The organism is Bacillus cereus group sp. N21 (assembly GCF_016483395.1).
GTDB lineage: Bacteria > Bacillota > Bacilli > Bacillales > Bacillaceae_G > Bacillus_A > Bacillus_A pseudomycoides.
In genome coordinates this window covers 77,457-97,860 of sequence record NZ_JAEHBX010000012.1, presented here as the reverse complement: position 1 = coordinate 97,860, position 20,404 = coordinate 77,457, and the positions used below count along the sequence as shown (strand labels likewise).

The following is a 20,404-nucleotide window of genomic DNA, read 5'->3' as shown; positions in this document are numbered from 1 at the left end:
ATGGAACTACATGAGTGCCGGATTGGCGAAGCAGACGAAGAAATGTGAAAGGTATCTTTCCTGGATTTTTTGAACATCCGCTATAAGGGGTGAGTATAAGTTGCGTGGACAATGGGGCTATATTGCAATCTCGTTTGTTATTGGGATTGCGATTGCCTGTTCCTCCTTTAAATTGTTGTATATTGGTTTATTTTGTTGTTATATTCTATTTTGTATATATCGTACTTCACGTCGAATCCTCTTTTTTTGCATACTGGCATGTTCCGGTAGCTTCCTCTATACCTCATATGTTGAATGGAAAAATCAGCATTCAAAAGGGTTAGACTTTGAAATAACAGAAGGTGTGATTCAAACTACACCCCTTATAAATGGTGATCGACTCTCTTTTCAAATGGAGGTCAATGATAGAGATACGTTGCAATTGATGTACAAAATTCAATCAGTTGAACAAAAAGAACAGTTGCAGAAATTACATGCTGGTATGAGTTGTACATTTCAAGGAGAAATGAAAGTGCCGTCAGAAGCACGGAATTTCCACGGGTTCGACTATCGTGACTACTTACATAAGCAAAAGATTCACTTTTTATTCGAAGCAAAAGAGATTTCAAATTGTATCCAAAAATCTTTGACGTTTACACAGTGGGTCTTTTTATTACGCCAAAATGCGGTGTCGATAGTCGCAGAAATGTTTCCTGGGCAATCCGGAGCGTTTATGAATGCGTTGTTATTTGGAGATCGGCAACTGATGACATTTGAAGTAGAAGAACAATACCAACAGTTTGGTCTTATCCACTTATTATCCATTTCAGGATCACATATTGTATTATTAATGGCGATTGGCTACTTTGTTCTACTACGGATTGGTGTAACGAGGGAAATGGCGACAATCTGCCTTATTATTTGCATTCCGCTGTATATGTTTTTAGCAGGGGCGTCTCCATCTGTCATGAGGGCTTCTGTAACGGGTGTTATGTTGTTGCTAGCACTAATGCATTCTATCCGTGTTTCCAGTTTAGATGCGCTTAGTATGACGGCTGTATTAATGCTTTTATATAACCCTTATATGGCTTTTGATATTGGATTTCAATTTTCGTTTGTTGGTAGTTTTGCGTTATTGCTGTCAGCAAGTAGGCTATTACAGCATGATAATGGTCTGATTCAAAATACAATCTATCTTTCTGTTATTTCACAACTTGCTAGTACTCCTATTTTGTTATATCATTTTGGTTATTTTTCTCCATATAGTATTTTCCTCAACCTTCTATATGTCCCGCTTCTATCTTGTGTTGTGTTACCGTGTAGTATTGTAATTTTTGCGTGTATACTATTTGTACCTTTCGTAGCGAAATGGCTCGCACAAATGTTATCAGTATGTTTAACAATTTCTAATAATATTCTTCAGTACTGTGAAAATCTCCCGTTTCTTCGCTTTACCTTTGGCCAAACGCCTTTATTTCTTATAGTTTTATATTGTTTTAGTATCGTTAGTATATTTATTGTGTGGGAAAGAGTGGTTAGAAAAAAGTTTTTATTCCTGACTGTTGGGTTTTTCCTCTTTATATGTATTTTTCATTATATTTCGCCTTATTTCCGTACTAACGGAAGTGTGACTTTTATTGATGTTGGACAAGGGGATGCGATCTTGATTCGTCTTCCGTATGAAAAGGGGGTCTATCTCATTGATACAGGAGGAACGATTCCTGTAAAAAAAGAAGCATGGCAGAAGAAAAAACATGAATTTTCTGTTGGACACGATATTCTCCTTCCATTTTTGCAAAAAGAGGGTATTCGGAAAATTGATAAGTTGATTGTAACGCATGGAGATACAGATCATATGGGAGCGGCTAAAGAATTGTTATCCGCTATTACTGTAGGGGAAATCGTATTTGGGAAGAAGCGAGAAGATGCTGTGGTCGAAAAAGAATTGAAAAAAATTGCAAAGGAAAAAAATATAAGGATAAACATTGTAGGAGAAGGGGATGGATGGCAAGTAGACGAAGCGATATTTACTGTACTATCCCCAGAGGGAGGAGAGAAAGAGGATAACGATTCGTCTATTGTGTTATGGGTAAAGCTAGGTGGATTTATATGGCTGTTTACTGGAGATCTAGAAGAGAAAGGCGAGCGACGAATTGTAGAGCAGTATCCAGAGTTGCGAGCGGATATTTTAAAGGTTGGGCATCATGGTAGTAAGACGTCGTCCTCATCTTCTTTTTTACACCTGATTCAGCCTAAAAAGGCAATTATTTCAGCTGGAGAGCATAATCGATATGGTCATCCGCATCAGCAAGTGCTAGAGCGTTTGTTAGAACTTGATATTGAAATATGGCGAACAGACAAGCAAGGAGCTATTTCCTATGTTTTTGAAGGCGAAAGAGGAACGTTTCAAAGTAAACTAACATATGATGAAGCACAGAAAAGGTGAAGTGAAAAAAAAGAAGGCCGCAAGCAGCAGCCTTTAAGAACCAATAAATTTAATAATTGTTGCAATAATGAAAATTGTTGCGAAAAAACCAAATGAGACGATAAAACCTACCCCTGAATCAATAGCGTCATTGCGTTTACTTTGAACGTTTTGCTCAAATTCATTCATTTAGAATCCCTCCCCAACATTCCATTTTAGTATAAGATATTGTCAGAAAAAAATCTACAATTTCCATATGAAGATAAAGGGAGACTTTAATCAGTGGGTTTGCTCTGCCACTGATGATTAACCCCCACCAATCGGGTTTTTACGGGCAATTGATCCCATATCTGACTTTTTTGCTTTCGCTGAATTTTGAGATGAGGGTCTTACTGCACGTGAGTAGCGGGGGAGATAGAGAATATGTGTGTAGAAGTAGGTGGTAAATCTTATGTGAAAAGAAGATGGAAATTTGATTTCCATGCATGTTAACAGTTAACAATTATACTTATCCGGCAGTTGCGAATAATAACAGTAAAGTGGTTACCGCACACCAATAAGAATCCCGGGACTTATTGCGTGGCGTTTTATATAGATAAAGGGACGGGTTAGTTTAAACCTGTTCCTTTGTACTTGTAAAACAAAAGATACCACATTAGTATAGAGATATATTGCCAAATTAGGGAGTAGGAAAAAGCATGAGTGAAATACATAAGAAGATTAAAAAGAAACAGTTTGCACCACTTTATTTAATATATGGAACGGAAGTTTATTTTATAAATGAAACAATAAAGCTTATAACAACGGAAGCGCTAGCTGAAGAAGATCGTGAGTTTAATGTTGTAACATATGACTTAGAAGAAGCGTATTTGGAAGATGTAATAGAAGATGCACGGACGCTTCCTTTTTTTGGAGAACGTAAAATACTACTAGTTAAATCCCCATTGTTTTTAACATCACAAAAAGAAAAACTAGAACAAAATCTAAAGATTTTGGAGGAGTATGTTGCAGAACCATCTCCATTTTCGATTGTTGTATTTGTAGCTCCTTATGAAAAATTAGATGAGCGGAAAAAAATCACAAAATTATTAAAGAAAACGGCAGATGTAGTAGAAGCAAGTACGATGCAAGTACAGGACGTTCGTAAATGGATTGTGGCCCGTGTAGATGAAGTGCATGTACATATTGAGGAAGCAGCTGTTAGTTTACTATTGGAGCTTGTAGGAAGCAATGTAACGATGCTAGCAAAGGAAATGGACAAGTTGACCCTTTATGTTGGTATAGGTGGAGAAATTACAACAGGGCTTGTAGCGGAACTGGTACCAAAATCGGTTGAACAAAATGTGTTTGCGTTAACAGAAAAGGTAGTAAAAAAAGATATTGCTGGGGCTATGCTAATTCTAGATGGACTATTTACGCAGCAAGAGGAACCAATTAAATTATTGGCGTTATTAGTGAGTCAATTTCGTTTACTGTACCAAGTGAAGGAATTACAGCAACGTGGATATGGACAAAATCAAATTGCTTCGCATATTGGTGTTCACCCGTACCGAGTAAAGTTGGCGATGAATCAAACGAAATTTTTCTCGTTTGAAGAATTGAAAAAAGTTATTTTAGAGCTAGCTGAAGCTGATTATAGTATGAAAACAGGGAAAATGGATAAAAAGCTTGTCTTGGAGTTTTTCTTAATGCGTTTAAATCATATTGGGTAAAATAAAAGCGGAGGCAGTTCGCTCAGAATCACAGGTCATTGGAGCCCCCCACCGAGAAGTGTTTTTGGCTTCAATCGAGAGGATGAAATGGCCGGAGATTCTAGTTGCTATAGCTGGATAAAATAAAAAAGTTCATGTCATCTGCTGCATGGACTTTTTTGTATATAAAAAAACGATCCAAATGGATCGTTTTTTAAACGCCTTACGCGTTTACTTGTTTCGCTAAGCGAGATTTTTGACGAGCTGCAGCGTTTTGGTGGATAAGACCTTTACGAGCTGCTTTGTCAAGTTTTTTAGAAGCAGTTTTGAAAGCTTCTTTAGCATTTTCAAGATCGTTATTAGTAACTAAAGCTTCTACAGTTTTAACAGCTGAACGCATGTCAGACTTGATAGAAGCGTTATGTGCACGACGCTCTTCGCTAAGTTTAGCGCGTTTGATAGCAGATTTAATGTTTGCCATACTTTTCACCTCCCTGGTGCGATCGAGTGACTCGATACTTACATAGAACAAGTGATATTCTATCAAACGGAGAAGAGAATTGCAATAGCGAGATCAATGAAATTTCATGTAAGGGAAAGAATGGCCTTATATAATTTTGGGAAATCTAACGATATTTACTATTAAATGCGGAGGAGATACGATGAAAGAACCATTAGATTTAAGTAAATATAGCGTTAGGACAGACCTTGCAGTAGAAGCGCATCAAATGTTACAAGAACGTCAACAAAAACAAACGGGAATCGAAGGTGTTGTTGTAAAAGAGCGTGAAGAAGAAGGGATTACGATTACGAAAGTGATAATCGATGAAAGTGCTTCTGAATCGATGGGTAAAAAAGCCGGGAATTATTTAACGCTTGAAGTGCAAGGGATCCGCCAGCAAGATACGGAACTTCAGCAAAAAGTGGAACGTATTTTTGCAAAAGAATTCTCTTACTTATTAGGAGAAATTGGAATAACCAAAGAAGCAAGCTGCTTAATTGTAGGGCTAGGGAATTGGAATGTCACACCAGATGCACTTGGTCCGATTGTTGTAGAGAATGTGCTTGTGACACGCCATCTTTTTAAATTACAACCTGAAAGTGTAGAGGAAGGGTATCGCCCAGTTAGTGCAATTCGTCCAGGTGTAATGGGGATTACAGGGATTGAAACAAGTGACGTCATTTACGGTATCATTGAAAAAACAAAGCCGGATTTTGTTATCGCTATCGATGCGCTTGCTGCAAGGTCTATTGAACGAGTAAACAGTACGATACAGATTTCAGATACGGGAATTCATCCTGGATCTGGTGTAGGAAATAAACGAAAAGAACTAAGTAAAGAAACGCTAGGAATTCCTGTGATTGCTATCGGTGTTCCGACGGTTGTAGATGCTGTTTCCATTACGAGCGATACAATTGATTTTATCCTAAAACATTTTGGACGTGAAATGAGAGAAGGAGATAAGCCGTCTCGATCTTTATTGCCAGCAGGTTTTACATTTGGAGAAAAGAAGAAACTAACAGAGGAAGATATGCCGGATGAAAAAAGCCGTAATATGTTTTTAGGGGCAGTGGGCACATTGGAAGATGAAGAAAAACGAAAATTAATTTACGAAGTATTAGCTCCTCTTGGTCATAATTTAATGGTGACGCCGAAAGAAGTAGATGCATTTATTGAAGATATGGCAAATGTAATAGCGAGTGGTTTAAATGCTGCACTTCATCATCAAATTGACCAAGATAATACAGGTGCATATACGCATTGAGGAGAAGAGGCGAAAGTAGTTGAGTAGATTTACGCTTCAATGTGTGTGCTGCGTTATTCTGTTTTTGTTTGTGATGCTAATCGGAATTGGAATCGTTAATCATGGCTTAAAAAGCATGAAAGGCTATCGGCAGCCAACATATGAACAAGTTGCACGAATGACGGGAACTGGAAGTGAAAATGTTGATTTAGAAATTTTAGGAGGTACATTTTCAGCAAGTGAAAAACAAAAACAGTTAGAAAGTCTCAGAAGTTTTAATGTTGTAGAAGGACTGGGAATGGGAATCGCAGAATTTGTTCGAAGTATCGCTAAGTTTAGTACAGATATAGTAATTGGGAAAATAAAAGATATTTTTAGCCAATTGGGAGAATAAAAAGAGGTTGTCTTATCATTTTGTAAGACAACCATTTTTTTGTTATAAAAAGGTTTGTCTCGTTTGATCTGCTCGCATAAGATAAAGAGAGGAAGATTTGTCTTATAAGCAGCACGAGTTTTCATTGAATCTTTGCTGCTCTATTGATATAATCAGTGCTAGTGTATATTGGCGAGACTATTAGGAGTTGAGAACATAGATGAATAAAGAAGAAAGAGCAAAAAGACAGTCCAACATTCGTAACTTCTCCATCATTGCTCATATTGACCACGGAAAGTCAACGTTGGCAGATCGTATTTTGGAGAAAACAAATGCGTTAACACAGCGCGAAATGAAAGCTCAATTACTTGACTCTATGGATTTAGAGCGTGAGCGTGGTATTACAATTAAATTAAATGCAGTTCAATTAACGTATACGGCAAAAAACGGTGAAGAATATACTCTTCACTTAATCGATACACCAGGGCACGTCGACTTTACGTACGAAGTATCTCGTAGTTTAGCGGCTTGTGAAGGTGCTATCCTTGTTGTTGATGCAGCGCAAGGTATTGAAGCGCAAACGTTAGCGAACGTGTATTTAGCGCTTGATAATAATTTAGAAATTTTACCGGTTATTAATAAAATCGATTTGCCAAGTGCTGACCCAGAGCGTGTTCGTCAAGAAGTAGAAGATGTAATTGGTTTAGATGCATCAGAAGCTGTACTTGCTTCCGCAAAGGCTGGAATTGGGATTGAAGATATTTTAGAACAAATCGTTGAAAAAGTACCAGCTCCAGAAGGTGACCCGGAAGAGCCACTTCAATGTATGATTTTTGACTCTTTATATGACCCATATCGTGGTGTAATTGCGTATATCCGTGTTGTGAACGGTACAGTAAAAGTTGGCGATAAAGTACGTATGATGGCAACTGGTAAAGAATTTGAGGTAACAGAAGTAGGTGTATTTACACCGAAAACAACGCAGCGTGAAGAGTTAACAGTAGGTGATGTAGGATTCCTAGCAGCATCTATTAAAAATGTAGGAGACACACGCGTTGGTGATACAATCACACATGCGAAACGTCCAGCAGCAGAACCATTACCAGGTTATCGTAAATTAAACCCAATGGTATTCTGTGGTTTATATCCAATCGATTCGGCGCGTTATAACGATTTACGTGATGCATTAGAAAAACTTGAATTGAATGATTCTGCTCTTGAATTTGAGCCAGAAACATCTCAAGCATTAGGATTCGGTTTCCGTTGTGGCTTCTTAGGGTTGCTTCACATGGAAATCATTCAAGAACGTATTGAACGTGAATTTAAGATTGATTTAATTACAACGGCGCCAAGTGTTATTTATAAAGTATATTTAACGAGCGGTGAAGATCTTATTGTTGATAACCCATCTAACATGCCAGATCCGCAATCTATTGACCGTGTGGAAGAACCGTTTGTAAAAGCGACGATTATGGTTCCAAATGATTACGTTGGTGCTGTAATGGAAATTTGCCAAGGGAAACGTGGTACATTCCTTGATATGCAATATTTAGATGAAACACGTGTTACGTTAACATATGAGATCCCACTTTCTGAAATCGTATACGACTTCTTTGATCAATTGAAATCTAATACGAAAGGGTATGCATCATTTGATTACGAGTTAATCGGTTACAAACCGTCTAGACTTGTGAAGATGGATATTTTATTAAATAATGAACAAGTCGATGCTTTATCATTCATTGTACATCGCGATTCAGCCTATGATCGTGGTAAAGTAATTGTAGAAAAATTAAAAGAATTAATTCCAAGACAACAGTTTGAAGTACCAATTCAAGCGACAATTGGGAACAAAGTTGTAGCGCGTTCTACAATTAAAGCGATGCGTAAAAACGTACTTGCAAAATGTTATGGTGGTGACATTTCTCGTAAACGTAAACTTCTTGATAAACAAAAAGAAGGTAAAAAACGTATGAAGTCTGTTGGTTCTGTAGAAGTGCCACAAGAAGCATTCATGGCTGTATTGAAAATGGACGATAACTAATAAAAAAGAAGCCGTTTGTGCGGCTTCTTTTTGTACGTAGGATTACTTTTTTAGACATCTTTTCATCTCTCCTTTACAATGGTGAGGATGCTTTTTATTGTAAGAAACAACAGTGATATAGAGTTAGGAGACTATTGATGTCTGAAAATATTCGAAAAGATATTCAAGAAAAAATACAAAACGGTGATTTTAATTGTGAAAAAGAATTGACGCTTTCTATTATTAGCGGAAAGTGGAAAGTTGTAATCTTGTGGCATCTAGGTGTAGAAGGGTCGCATCGCTTTAGTGAGTTACAACGACTATTCCCAAACATTTCTCATAAGGTTTTATCTAATCAATTAAAAGAATTAATGGAAGATGGAATCATTGATCGGACAGTATATCCAGAAGTACCTCCGCGGGTAGAGTACTTTATGACTGATTTAGGTATGACGCTTTTACCAATCGTCGAAATGATGTATGATTGGGGAAAAATGCGAATGGAACAAATCCGTAACACGTTACAGAAGTAAAGGAGCCTCCGAAGTGCGGAGGTTTTCTTTTTAGAAAGGTAGGAGTCTAGTTTAATGCAAGCTGCATATATTCATATTCCGTTTTGTCAGCATATTTGTCACTATTGTGATTTTAATAAAGTATTTATTGAACGTCAGCCTGTTGATCAATATTTAGAGTATTTAGAGAAAGAAATTATAAATACGGTTCAAAAGGTGCCGTTTGAAAATATGAAAACGATTTTTGTTGGGGGCGGGACACCAACGGCATTAAATATGGAGCAGACAAAAAAGCTGTTAGATATTATTAATCGCCGTTTACGTCCGTTCGCTCCAAACTGTGAATTGACGTTTGAAGCAAATCCTGGAGATTTGCCAAAAGAAAAGTTGAACCTACTATTAGATGGTGGTGTCAATCGAATTAGCTTTGGTGTGCAAACATTTCGAGATGAATTACTTCAGAAAATTGGACGTAAGCATACGAGGGAAGATGCATTTGTAGCGATTCGTGAAGCGCAGGAAGTAGGCTTTACGAATATTAATGTGGATTTAATTTATGCATTACCAGGGCAAACGATAGAAGATGTGAAAGAAACGTTGGACATTGCTTTTACGTTAGGAGTTCAGCATTTTTCTGCATATTCCTTAATTGTTGAACCGAAAACGGTTTTTTATAATTTAATGAACAAAGGAAAATTAAGACTTCCAGGGGAAGAGCATGAAGCAAGAATGTATGAAATGGTAATGGATGAGATGGAAAATCATGGCTATAAACAGTATGAAATCAGTAATTTTTCAAAAGAAGGCTATGAAAGTAGACATAATCTCACATACTGGAATAATGAACAGTATTATGGTTTTGGAGCTGGTGCTCACAGTTATGTAAACGGAGAACGAATTCAAAATGTTGGCCCGTTAAAGCAATATTTCTCTAAAATTGATGAGACAGGCTTCCCTTATTTAGACGTCCACGAAGTAACAAGAAAAGAAAGAATGGAAGAAGAACTATTTTTAGGGCTTCGGAAAACAAAGGGCGTTTCTAAGCTTACATTCCAAAAGAAATTTGGTGTCGAAATGGATGAGATTTTTGCAAAGCAGTTATTATCCAACAAGGAATATGGATTGCTTCAGGATAAAGGTAACCATGTTTGTTTGACGAGACAAGGTAAGTTATTAGGGAATGAAGTATTTCAGTCGTTTTTAATTGATTAATTAAATGTTCAGTAGGTATGAAAAAGTTTCTCTATTTTGTGACGTTTCCGTTGACAATTGAATGTCAATTTTGGTAAGTTATTAATAGATTTAGCACTCGAAGACAAAGAGTGCTAACAGAGGTGATGATGAGATGCTTACGGAACGTCAGCTCTTGATTTTACAAACAATTATTGATGACTTTATTGGATCAGCGCAACCTGTTGGGTCAAGAACGTTGGCTAAAAAAGATGAAATTACATTTAGTTCAGCTACGATTCGAAATGAAATGGCTGATTTAGAGGATCTGGGATTTATCGAAAAGACACACAGTTCTTCTGGACGTGTTCCTTCAGAAAAAGGATATCGATTTTATGTAGACCATCTTTTAGCACCACAACATTTATCGAATGAGGATGTTGTACAGATTAAGGATTTATTTGCTGAAAGAATTTTTGAAGCGGAAAAAATTGCACAGCAATCCGCTCAAATTTTATCAGAGCTCACAAATTATACGGCAATTGTTCTTGGACCGAAAGTGAGTGCAAATAAATTAAAGAATGTACAAATTGTTCCGCTGGATCATCAAACAGCAGTCGCCATTATTGTAACAGATACAGGTCATGTACAAAGCAAAACGATTACCGTTCCGGAATCTGTTGATTTATCAGATTTAGAAAAAATGGTTAATATTTTAAACGAAAAGCTATCTGGTGTGCCGATGGCGGAGCTGCATAATAAAATTTTAAAAGAGATTGTGACGGTTCTACGTGGGTATGTCCACAACTATGATAGTGCAATAAAAATGTTAGATGGTACATTTCAAGTTCCCTTGTCGGAAAAGATATACTTTGGGGGGAAAGCGAATATGCTTTCGCAGCCGGAGTTTCACGACATTCAAAAGGTACGCTCCTTGCTGACTATGATTGATAATGAAGCTGAATTTTACGATATTTTGCGTAATAAACAAGTCGGGATTCAAGTGAAAATCGGTCGAGAAAATTCTTCGACGGCTATGGAAGATTGTAGTTTAATTTCTGCAACCTATTCCATTGGCGAAGAACAGATTGGAACAATCGCGATCCTAGGTCCAACGAGAATGCAGTATTCTCGCGTAATTAGTCTGTTACAATTGTTTTCAAGACAATTTACAGATGGGCTAAATGGATTGTATAAATCAAAATAATAAATTCGCTCGAGCGATGAACATTGTCATTGCTGGTGTGTAACATAAAAACTATGCTTGGACGCTCATGTTAAGCATGAGCTCTGGTGCCTTTTAAGGAGGTGAAAGTTGTGGAAGAGCGTAACGAACAAGTAGTTGAAGAAGCGAAAGAAACGCAAACTGAGGAATCTATTACAGCAGAAAACAGTGAAGAAACTGTAGTAGAAGAAAAAAGTGAAGCGGCTCTTTTACAAGAAAAAGTAGATGGATTGCAAGCGAAATTGACGGAAACGGAAGGTCGCACACTACGTCTACAAGCTGATTTTGAAAACTATAAGCGCCGTGTTCAACTGGATAAGCAAGCGGCTGAAAAATATAGATCGCAAAGCCTTGTGTCAGATATTTTGCCAGCTCTTGATAACTTTGAAAGAGCGATGCAAGTGGAAGCGAGCGACGAGCAGATGAAGTCCTTATTACAAGGGATGGAAATGGTATATCGTCAATTGCTAGAAGCGCTGACTAAAGAAGGTGTTGAAGCGATTGAAGCTGTTGGTAAACAGTTTGATCCGCATGAACATCAAGCTGTTATGCAAGTAGAAGACAGCGAGTTTGAATCAAACGCGGTTGTGGAAGAATTCCAAAAAGGTTATAAACTGAAAGACCGTGTGATTCGCCCATCAATGGTAAAAGTAAATCAATAATTTACATAAATGTAGGAGGTTTCGCCATGAGTAAAATTATCGGTATTGACTTAGGTACAACAAACTCTTGTGTAGCTGTTATGGAAGGTGGAGAACCGAAGGTTATTCCAAATCCAGAAGGGAACCGTACAACACCTTCTGTTGTAGCTTTCAAAAATGAAGAGCGTCAAGTTGGGGAAGTAGCGAAGCGTCAAGCGATTACAAACCCAAATACAATCATGTCTGTTAAACGTCATATGGGTACAGACTACAAAGTAGAAGTTGAAGGTAAAAACTACACACCTCAAGAAATTTCTGCAATCATTTTACAAAACTTAAAAGCTTCTGCTGAAGCGTACTTAGGTGAAACGGTAACGAAAGCTGTTATCACAGTGCCAGCATACTTCAACGATGCAGAACGCCAAGCAACAAAAGACGCTGGCCGTATTGCTGGTTTAGAAGTAGAACGTATTATTAATGAACCAACAGCAGCTGCGCTTGCTTACGGTTTAGAAAAACAAGACGAAGAACAAAAAGTTCTAGTATATGACTTAGGTGGCGGTACATTCGACGTATCTATTCTTGAGTTAGCAGATGGAACATTTGAAGTTATTTCAACTGCGGGTGACAACCGTCTTGGTGGTGACGACTTTGACCAAGTTATCATCGATCATTTAGTAGCTGAATTCAAAAAAGAAAATAACATTGATTTAAGCCAAGATAAAATGGCACTTCAACGTTTGAAAGATGCAGCTGAAAAAGCGAAAAAAGATCTTTCAGGTGTAACACAAACACAAATTTCATTACCATTCATTAGTGCTGGGGCTGCTGGTCCATTACACTTAGAATTAAACTTAACAAGAGCGAAATTCGAAGAACTTTCAGCTAACCTTGTTGAAAGAACATTAGAGCCAACTCGTCGTGCATTAAAAGATGCTGGTCTTTCTCCAAGTGAATTAGATAAAGTTATTCTTGTTGGTGGTTCTACTCGTATCCCAGCTGTACAAGAAGCAATTAAACGTGAAACTGGTAAAGAACCATATAAAGGCGTTAACCCTGATGAAGTTGTAGCGTTAGGTGCTGCAGTTCAGGGCGGTGTACTTACTGGTGATGTAAAAGGCGTTCTATTATTAGACGTAACTCCACTTTCTTTAGGTATCGAAACTATGGGTGGCGTATTCACGAAGTTAATCGAGCGTAACACAACAATTCCAACAAGTAAGTCACAAGTGTTCTCAACTGCTGCTGATAACCAGCCTGCAGTAGACATTCACGTATTGCAAGGTGAGCGTCCAATGTCAGCTGACAACAAAACACTAGGTCGCTTCCAATTAACAGATATCCCACCAGCACCACGTGGTATTCCGCAAATCGAAGTAACATTCGATATTGATGCGAACGGTATCGTAAATGTACGTGCAAAAGACTTAGGAACAAGTAAAGAACAAACAATTACAATCCAATCTTCTTCAGGTCTTTCTGATGAAGAAGTAGATCGTATGGTAAAAGAAGCTGAAGCAAATGCTGATGCTGACCAAAAGCGTAAGGAAGAAGTTGAACTTCGTAATGAAGCTGACCAACTTGTATTCCAAACAGATAAAGTTGTAAAAGATTTAGAAGGTAAAGTAGATGCAGCTGAGGTAGCGAAAGCAACAGAAGCAAAAGAAGCATTACAAGCGGCAATCGAGAAAAATGATCTTGATGAAATTCGTGCGAAAAAAGATGCACTTCAAGAAATCGTACAACAACTTACTGTAAAATTATATGAACAAGCTCAAGCAGCTGCTGGTGCTCAGCAAGCAGAAGGTACACAAGGTAACGCTAGTGCAAAAAATGACAACGTAGTTGACGCTGAGTTTGAAGAAGTAAAAGAAGATAAGTAATAAAGTAAAAAAACATAAGTAAGATGACAAAAAGTCAAAGTCAAGCGTGCCTTGGCTTTGGCTTTTTTCATGAATGAAGAAAGTGCTTCGGGCAGGTTAGCTCTTTCATATGAGAGTCTTAAGTTTTTCTTTTTGCATACTGTAAGTGAGGAAACTTTGTTGCAAAGCACTTTCTTTCGGTGTTAAAATTACGTTTATGTGAAAGATTCGGGGGTTACAAATTTATGAATAAAAGAGATTATTATGAGGTGCTCGGCCTTAGCAAGGGCGCTTCAAAAGATGAAATCAAAAAAGCATACCGTCGTTTGGCTAAAAAATATCATCCAGACGTAAGCAAAGAAGAAAATGCAATTGAAAAGTTTAAAGAAGTACAAGAAGCGTATGAAGTTTTAAGTGACGATCAGAAACGTGCGCAGTACGATCAATTTGGTCATGCTGATCCAAATCAGGGTTTTGGCGGCTTCGGCGGTGGAGACTTTGGTGGTGGATTCGGATTTGAAGACATTTTCAGCTCATTCTTTGGCGGAGGTGGCGGCAGACGCCGTGATCCAAATGCACCGCGTCAAGGTGCTGACTTGCAATATCAAGTTACTTTAAACTTTGAAGAAGCGATTTTTGGTAAGGAATTAAATGTTGAAATTCCAGTTGAAGACCCATGTGACACATGTCAAGGCGCTGGGGCGAAACCAGGAACTTCAAAAGAAACATGTAAACATTGTTCAGGAACAGGTCAAGTGAGCGTAGAACAAAATACACCATTTGGTCGTATTGTAAATCGTCAAGCGTGTAAACATTGTTCAGGAACAGGCCAAATGATTAAAGAGAAATGTACAACATGTCATGGCTCTGGAAAAGTACGTAAACGTAAAAAAATTAACGTTAAAATTCCAGCGGGTATTGATAATGGTCAACAAATCCGTGTGTCTGGTAAAGGTGAAGCGGGTGTAAACGGTGGGCCGGCTGGTGATTTATATGTTGTTGTTCATGTAAGAGACCATGAGTTCTTCGAGCGTGATGGCGATCATATTATTTGTGAAATGCCATTAACATTCACGCAAGTAGCGCTTGGTGCTGAAGTGGAAGTTCCAACTGTTCATGGAAAAGTGAAATTGAAAATACCAGCAGGAACGCAAACAGGAACGGAATTCCGCCTAAAAGGAAAAGGCGCTCCAAATGTACGTGGATATGGCCAAGGTGATCAATATGTAGTTGTTCGTGTTGTTGTACCAACGAAATTAACATCACATCAAAAAGAATTATTACGTGAATTTGCAGGACAAGAAGATCAAGATGATAGCCTATTTGGAAAGCTTAAACGAGCTTTTAAAGGGGAATAATGGAAATAAAAAATGGAGTTGGTAAATTGTGAAATGGTCAGAAATTAGTATTCATACAACAGAGGAAGCAGTAGAAGCTGTTTCTCATATTTTACACGAAGCAGGTGCTAGCGGTGTAGCGATTGAAGACCCGGCAGAGTTAACAAAAGAGCGTGAGCAACAGTATGGTGAAATTTATGCCCTCAATCCATCTGAATATCCAGAAGATGGTGTGTTAATAAAAGCATATTTCCCACAAACGGATTCTTTACATGAAACAGTTGCGAGTGTAAAATCATCTATTGATGTACTTCCATCTTTCGACATCGAAATTGGTACAGGAAATATTACGATTAATGAAGTCGATGAGGAAGACTGGGCTACTGCTTGGAAAAAATATTATCATCCAGTTCAAATTTCTGATACATTCACAATTGTGCCAACTTGGGAAGAATATATACCTTCTTCTCCAGATGAAAAAATTATTGAATTAGATCCAGGGATGGCATTTGGTACAGGGACACATCCAACAACAACGATGTGTATTCGTGCGTTAGAGAAAACAGTGCAGCCAGGTAATACCGTAATTGATGTTGGAACAGGTTCTGGTGTATTAAGTATTGCTGCAGCAAAATTAGGTGCAGCATCTGTTCAAGCGTATGATTTAGATCCAGTTGCAGTTGAAAGTGCGGAGAAGAATGTTCGTTTAAATAAAACGGACGGTATCGTATCTGTCGGACAAAATAGTTTATTAGAAGGTATTGAAGGACCAGTAGATTTGATTGTAGCAAATTTACTTGCAGAAATTATTCTTCTATTCCCTGAAGACGCAGCGAGAGTTGTAAAACAGGGTGGACTATTTATTACATCTGGTATTATTGGAGCAAAAGAAAAAGTAATCTCTGAGGCGTTAGAAAAAGCTGGATTTACAATTGAAGAAGTGTTAAGAATGGAAGATTGGGTAGCAATCATTGCACGAAATGCGTAATATATAATTTATGTTAATAATGAACGAAAGAGTCTCTCGCTATATGAAGTGAGAGACTTGCCGTTTGTTATATTAAAATGATAACGTTTCGTTCTTTTCGTAAGGGAGGACTTACGAAAGGAACGAAACTTTACTAAGGTGATGAGATGCAACGTTATTTTGTAGAAGAGAAGTATGTAAATGATACAAGTATTCGTATTGTAGGTGATGATGTACATCATATCGCAAGAGTGATGCGCATGTCAGTTGGTGATCACATTTATTGCTGTGTAAACGGTAAAACAGCAATGTGTACAATTGCTGAAATTACCAGTGAATTTGTGGATAGTGCTATTGTAGAATGGGTAGAGGCGTCAAGTGAACTGCCAGTGTTCGTGACGATTGCAAGTGGACTGCCAAAAGGAGACAAGCTAGAGTTAATTTTTCAAAAAGGAACTGAGCTTGGGGCGGCCGCATTTTTACCATTTCAAGCATCTCGTTCTATTGTAAAATGGGATGCAAAAAAAGCAGATAAAAAAGTTGAGCGCTTGAAAAAAATTGTGAAAGAAGCTGCAGAGCAATCGCATAGAAGTGAAATTCCAGCTGTACATGCTCCGGCATCATTTAAACAATTCCTTGCGATGAGCAGTGATTATGATGTTTGTCTTGTTGCGTATGAAGAGGAAGCAAAGCAAGGCGAAAAAGCTAATTTTGCGAAGGCTTTAACGGCACTTGAACGTGGTCAAAAACTGTTGGTTGTATTTGGCCCAGAAGGTGGTTTATCTGAGGAAGAAATTTCTGCGCTTCGTGAACATAAATTTATACCATGTAGTTTAGGGCCGAGGATTTTACGAACAGAAACGGCGCCGCTTTATGCGTTAAGTGCCGCTTCTTATCATTTTGAATTGATGGGGTGATGATCAATGGCAACTGTTGCGTTTCACACGTTAGGTTGTAAAGTAAACCACTATGAAACAGAAGCAATTTGGCAACTGTTTAAACAAGGTGGTTATGAAAGAACTGAATATGAAAAGAAAGCTGATGTGTATGTAATCAATACATGTACAGTAACAAATACTGGAGACAAAAAAAGCCGTCAAGTTATTCGACGTGCTGTACGTCAAAATCCAGACGCTGTTATTTGTGTAACAGGATGTTACGCACAAACATCTCCAGCGGAAATTATGGCGATTCCAGGCGTAGATATCGTTGTTGGTACGCAAGATCGTGAGAAAATGCTAGGGTATATTGAAGAGTTTCGTAAAGAACGTCAACCAATCAATGCTGTCCGTAACATTATGAAAACACGTGTATATGAAGAACTTGATGTACCGTATTTCACTGACCGTACACGTGCATCTTTAAAAATACAAGAAGGTTGTAATAATTTCTGTACGTTCTGTATTATTCCTTGGGCACGTGGTTTAATGCGTTCTCGTGATGGAAAAGAAGTTATTCACCAAGCGCAGCAATTAGTGGATGCAGGTTATAAAGAAATCGTCTTAACTGGTATTCACACAGGTGGATATGGGGAAGACATGAAAAACTACAATTTAGCTGGATTGCTTCGCGATATGGAAGCAGAGGTAAATGGCTTGAAACGTCTTCGTATTTCTTCAATTGAAGCGAGTCAAATTTCAGATGAAGTAATTGAAGTATTAGATAAATCTGAAGTAGTTGTCCGTCATTTGCACATTCCACTACAATCAGGTTCTAACACTGTACTAAAACGTATGCGCCGTAAGTATACGATGGAATTTTTCCAAGAGCGTTTAGATCGCTTGAAAGAAGCGTTACCAGGCCTTGCGATTACATCCGATGTAATTGTTGGCTTCCCTGGTGAAACGGAAGAAGAATTTATGGAAACATACAATTTCATTAAAGAAAACCGTTTCTCTGAATTGCACGTGTTCCCTTATTCAAAACGTACAGGAACACCTGCGGCTCGTATGGATGACCAAATTCCTGAAGAAGTAAAAAATGATCGTGTTCATCGTTTAATTGAATTATCGAATCAGTTAGCGAAAGAATACGCATCTCAATTTGAAGGTGAAGTTCTTGAGATTATTCCAGAAGAGCCTTTCAAAGACGGCGATCGTGAAGGATTATATGTAGGTTATACAGATAACTATTTAAAAGTTGTGTTTGAAGGATCTGAAGAATTAATCGGCAAACTAGTAAAAGTGAAAATTACAAAAGCTGGTTACCCATATAACGAAGCGCAATTTGTTCGTGTTCTTGAAGATGATGTGAAAAAAGAATCAGCAAGTGCGTAAGAGAAAAGCATGCAAACGAAAAGGGTTTGCATGCTTTTTTCTTTGCTGGAGAAGTTAAGATATGAAGTTGTAATATTTCATGCTATAATGCTAACCGTTATGGTTGTCAGACAACCGTGTGGTGAAGAAAGGGGCATATGAAAAATGAACTATGCAAAGTTAATTGACCACACATTATTAAAACCGGATACAAAAAAAGCAGCGATTGTTACATTATGTGAGGAAGCAAAGAAACATGACTTCGCGTCTGTATGTGTAAACCCTACTTGGGTTGAAACTGCAGCAGAATTATTAAAAGGTACAGATGTAAAAATTTGTACAGTAATCGGTTTCCCTCTTGGAGCAAATACACCAGAAACAAAAGCGTTTGAAACGCAAGATGCAATTGCAAAAGGTGCAACAGAAGTTGATATGGTAATTAATATTGGTGCATTAAAAGATAAAAATGATGAATTAGTAGAGCGCGACGTTCGTGTGGTTGTAGAAGCTGCAAAAGGAAAAGCGCTTGTAAAAATTATTATTGAAACATGCTTATTAACAGAAGAAGAAAAAGTTCGTGCTTGTGAATTATCTGTAAAAGCAGGTGTAGATTTTGTAAAAACATCGACTGGCTTCTCAACGGGCGGGGCAACAGTAGAAGATGTAGCACTAATGAGAAAAACAGTTGGGCCAGAAATCGGTGTGAAAGCTTCTGGTGGTGTTCGTAACGGAGAAGAGATGGACGCGATGGTAGAAGCGGGAGCAACACGTATTGGTACAAGTGCTGGTGTTGCACTAGTAAGTGGGAAAACAGCAACAACGGATTATTAATTTAAAAGCGGAGCCGACTGTTTAGTCCTATCTGATAAGCTTGTTATCTTCTTGTATGGAAGGTAAAAGAAACGAATCCATCTAGCTATTATAGCTAGATGGATTGAATTGTTCAAAAAATAAAATATACATTAGCTGTAATGTATGATTTGAACAAATTTAGATAGAAGAAGGGCATCTACTCTTCTTTTATTCTGTCAAATAGTTGACCTGAAGTAACAAAATGTATTATAATCGTAAAAGACATGCTGAAGAAGTGTTTCTTTTTGCATGCTGAAGTTAGTATGTAAGTGTGATGTTTCGGAGGGAGGGAAAGAGAATGTCAAAAACAGTCGTTCGTAAAAACGAGTCTTTGGAGGATGCACTTCGCCGTTTTAAAAGATCGGTTTCTAAAACTGGTACACTTGCTGAAGCAAGAAAGCGCGAGTTTTATGAAAAACCAAGTGTAAAACGTAAGAAGAAGTCTGAAGCGGCAAGAAAGCGTAAATTCTAAGAGAGGGTGTAAGTTATGAGTCTTCTCGGTCGTTTAAACGATGATATGAAACAAGCGATGAAGAATAAACAAAAAGAAAAATTAACCGTTATTCGTATGGTTAAGGCTGCTTTGCAAAATGAAGGAATTAAACTGCAACATACTCTTACTGAAGAAGAGGAATTAACAGTTTTAACTCGTGAAGTAAAACAGCATAAGGACTCCCTCCTTGAATTTAAAAAAGCGGGTCGTGATGACCTTGTTGATAAACTGCAAAATGAAATTCAGATTTTAAATACGTATTTACCTGAACAACTAACAGAAGAAGAGCTAGTGAATGTAGTTAAGCAAGTTATTTCTGAAGTTGGTGCTGCTTCTAAGGCAGATATGGGTAAAGTGATGAGTGCTGTTATGCCGAAAGTAAAAGGTAAAGCAGACGGATCACAAGTGAATAAGCTGGTTGCACAGCTATTAGCATAAAAAAGCGTCTCATGAGAAATGAGACGTTTTTTTATGCTTTTTTCTTTTTGGACGTGATATTACAAGCTCTTTTTTCATACATATGGGATGAGAGGGGGGTCTTGGAGATGAAGAAATTAGTGCAAATGAAAAATTGGCTAACAAAGCAAATAGACCTACCAGTAGATGTACTAATGGATCTACCTCGTATTACCCTTGTCGGGCAAGTACATATTTATATAGAAAATCATCGAGGGTTATTAGTATTTACAGATAAAGAAGTGCGGTTGTTATTAAAACATGGTCAACTATTAATAAAAGGGCAATCGTTTGTTATTAAAACAATTCTTCCAGAAGAGCTTTTGCTTGAAGGGATTATTGAACAAGTAACGTTTTTGGAAAATGAGAAGAAAGATAAATTATAATGAAACTTCCAT

Annotated in this window: 20 protein-coding genes; 18 read left to right on the top strand and 2 right to left on the bottom strand. The window is 37.7% G+C overall.

Annotated elements, in window-relative coordinates:
- Window positions 1-100 precede the first annotated feature (100 nt).
- A complete protein-coding gene (locus JDS96_RS09670) occupies window positions 101-2,425 on the top strand; it encodes a DNA internalization-related competence protein ComEC/Rec2 (protein WP_199666677.1) in 2,325 nt (774 codons plus the stop codon).
- A 33-nt stretch (window positions 2,426-2,458) separates the two neighbouring features.
- Here the strand turns inward: JDS96_RS09670 and JDS96_RS09665 are convergent, their stop codons facing one another.
- Window positions 2,459-2,593, bottom strand: coding sequence for a YqzM family protein (locus JDS96_RS09665; protein ID WP_199666676.1), 135 nt, complete (start codon window positions 2,591-2,593; stop codon window positions 2,459-2,461).
- A 509-nt stretch (window positions 2,594-3,102) separates the two neighbouring features.
- Between JDS96_RS09665 and holA the strand changes: the two genes are divergently transcribed.
- A complete protein-coding gene (gene holA, locus JDS96_RS09660) occupies window positions 3,103-4,116 on the top strand; it encodes a DNA polymerase III subunit delta (protein ID WP_199666675.1) in 1,014 nt (337 codons plus the stop codon).
- Between the two features lie 202 nt (window positions 4,117-4,318).
- Here the strand turns inward: holA and rpsT are convergent, their stop codons facing one another.
- The gene (gene rpsT, locus JDS96_RS09655) at window positions 4,319-4,576 is read right to left on the bottom strand and encodes a 30S ribosomal protein S20 (protein ID WP_001274011.1); all 258 of its coding nucleotides are present in this window, start codon (window positions 4,574-4,576) and stop codon (window positions 4,319-4,321) included.
- A gap of 181 nt (window positions 4,577-4,757) precedes the next feature.
- Here rpsT and gpr point away from each other — a divergent pair, with 181 nt between their 5' ends.
- The 16 genes from gpr to yqfC all read left to right on the top strand — a co-directional run bounded on the left by gpr (window position 4,758) and on the right by yqfC (window position 20,392).
- The gene (gpr, locus tag JDS96_RS09650; RefSeq protein ID WP_006095982.1) at window positions 4,758-5,861 is read left to right on the top strand and encodes a GPR endopeptidase; all 1,104 of its coding nucleotides are present in this window, start codon (window positions 4,758-4,760) and stop codon (window positions 5,859-5,861) included.
- 19 nt (window positions 5,862-5,880) lie between these two features.
- Window positions 5,881-6,234 (top strand): DUF3679 domain-containing protein, encoded by a 354-nt coding sequence (locus JDS96_RS09645; RefSeq protein ID WP_018782546.1) that lies wholly within the window; start codon window positions 5,881-5,883, stop codon window positions 6,232-6,234.
- Window positions 6,235-6,433: 199 nt separating this feature from the next.
- On the top strand, window positions 6,434-8,257 hold the full coding sequence (lepA, locus tag JDS96_RS09640) for an elongation factor 4 (protein WP_003200617.1): 1,824 nt from the start codon (window positions 6,434-6,436) through the stop codon (window positions 8,255-8,257).
- A 137-nt stretch (window positions 8,258-8,394) separates the two neighbouring features.
- Window positions 8,395-8,769, top strand: a complete 375-nt coding sequence (locus JDS96_RS09635; RefSeq protein ID WP_003200619.1) for a winged helix-turn-helix transcriptional regulator — start codon at window positions 8,395-8,397, stop codon at window positions 8,767-8,769.
- A 54-nt stretch (window positions 8,770-8,823) separates the two neighbouring features.
- Window positions 8,824-9,960 (top strand): radical SAM family heme chaperone HemW, encoded by a 1,137-nt coding sequence (hemW, locus tag JDS96_RS09630; RefSeq protein WP_003208531.1) that lies wholly within the window; start codon window positions 8,824-8,826, stop codon window positions 9,958-9,960.
- 133 nt (window positions 9,961-10,093) lie between these two features.
- Window positions 10,094-11,125 (top strand): heat-inducible transcriptional repressor HrcA, encoded by a 1,032-nt coding sequence (gene hrcA / locus JDS96_RS09625; protein WP_199666674.1) that lies wholly within the window; start codon window positions 10,094-10,096, stop codon window positions 11,123-11,125.
- Between the two features lie 110 nt (window positions 11,126-11,235).
- On the top strand, window positions 11,236-11,805 hold the full coding sequence (gene grpE / locus JDS96_RS09620; RefSeq protein WP_018765852.1) for a nucleotide exchange factor GrpE: 570 nt from the start codon (window positions 11,236-11,238) through the stop codon (window positions 11,803-11,805).
- Window positions 11,806-11,831: 26 nt separating this feature from the next.
- Window positions 11,832-13,667 carry a chaperone protein DnaK gene (dnaK, locus tag JDS96_RS09615; RefSeq protein ID WP_003200627.1) on the top strand — a complete coding sequence of 612 codons (1,836 nt, stop codon included), beginning with the start codon at window positions 11,832-11,834 and terminating at the stop codon, window positions 13,665-13,667.
- A 224-nt stretch (window positions 13,668-13,891) separates the two neighbouring features.
- The gene (gene dnaJ, locus JDS96_RS09610; RefSeq protein ID WP_003200629.1) at window positions 13,892-15,004 is read left to right on the top strand and encodes a chaperone protein DnaJ; all 1,113 of its coding nucleotides are present in this window, start codon (window positions 13,892-13,894) and stop codon (window positions 15,002-15,004) included.
- 28 nt (window positions 15,005-15,032) lie between these two features.
- Window positions 15,033-15,971, top strand: a complete 939-nt coding sequence (gene prmA / locus JDS96_RS09605; protein ID WP_199666673.1) for a 50S ribosomal protein L11 methyltransferase — start codon at window positions 15,033-15,035, stop codon at window positions 15,969-15,971.
- Between the two features lie 146 nt (window positions 15,972-16,117).
- Window positions 16,118-16,867, top strand: coding sequence for a 16S rRNA (uracil(1498)-N(3))-methyltransferase (locus JDS96_RS09600; protein WP_199666672.1), 750 nt, complete (start codon window positions 16,118-16,120; stop codon window positions 16,865-16,867).
- Window positions 16,868-16,873: 6 nt separating this feature from the next.
- Entirely contained in the window at window positions 16,874-18,226 is a 1,353-nt protein-coding gene (mtaB, locus tag JDS96_RS09595; protein WP_003200635.1) for a tRNA (N(6)-L-threonylcarbamoyladenosine(37)-C(2))-methylthiotransferase MtaB, read from the top strand.
- Window positions 18,227-18,370: 144 nt separating this feature from the next.
- Window positions 18,371-19,036 carry a deoxyribose-phosphate aldolase gene (gene deoC, locus JDS96_RS09590; protein ID WP_199666671.1) on the top strand — a complete coding sequence of 222 codons (666 nt, stop codon included), beginning with the start codon at window positions 18,371-18,373 and terminating at the stop codon, window positions 19,034-19,036.
- Between the two features lie 319 nt (window positions 19,037-19,355).
- Window positions 19,356-19,529 (top strand): 30S ribosomal protein S21, encoded by a 174-nt coding sequence (gene rpsU / locus JDS96_RS09585; RefSeq protein WP_000048061.1) that lies wholly within the window; start codon window positions 19,356-19,358, stop codon window positions 19,527-19,529.
- Window positions 19,530-19,544: 15 nt separating this feature from the next.
- A complete protein-coding gene (locus JDS96_RS09580; protein ID WP_003200639.1) occupies window positions 19,545-19,988 on the top strand; it encodes a GatB/YqeY domain-containing protein in 444 nt (147 codons plus the stop codon).
- Between the two features lie 107 nt (window positions 19,989-20,095).
- Complete coding sequence (gene yqfC / locus JDS96_RS09575) at window positions 20,096-20,392, top strand: sporulation protein YqfC (protein WP_003200641.1); 297 nt, start codon at window positions 20,096-20,098, stop codon at window positions 20,390-20,392.
- Window positions 20,393-20,404: the final 12 nt, after the last annotated feature.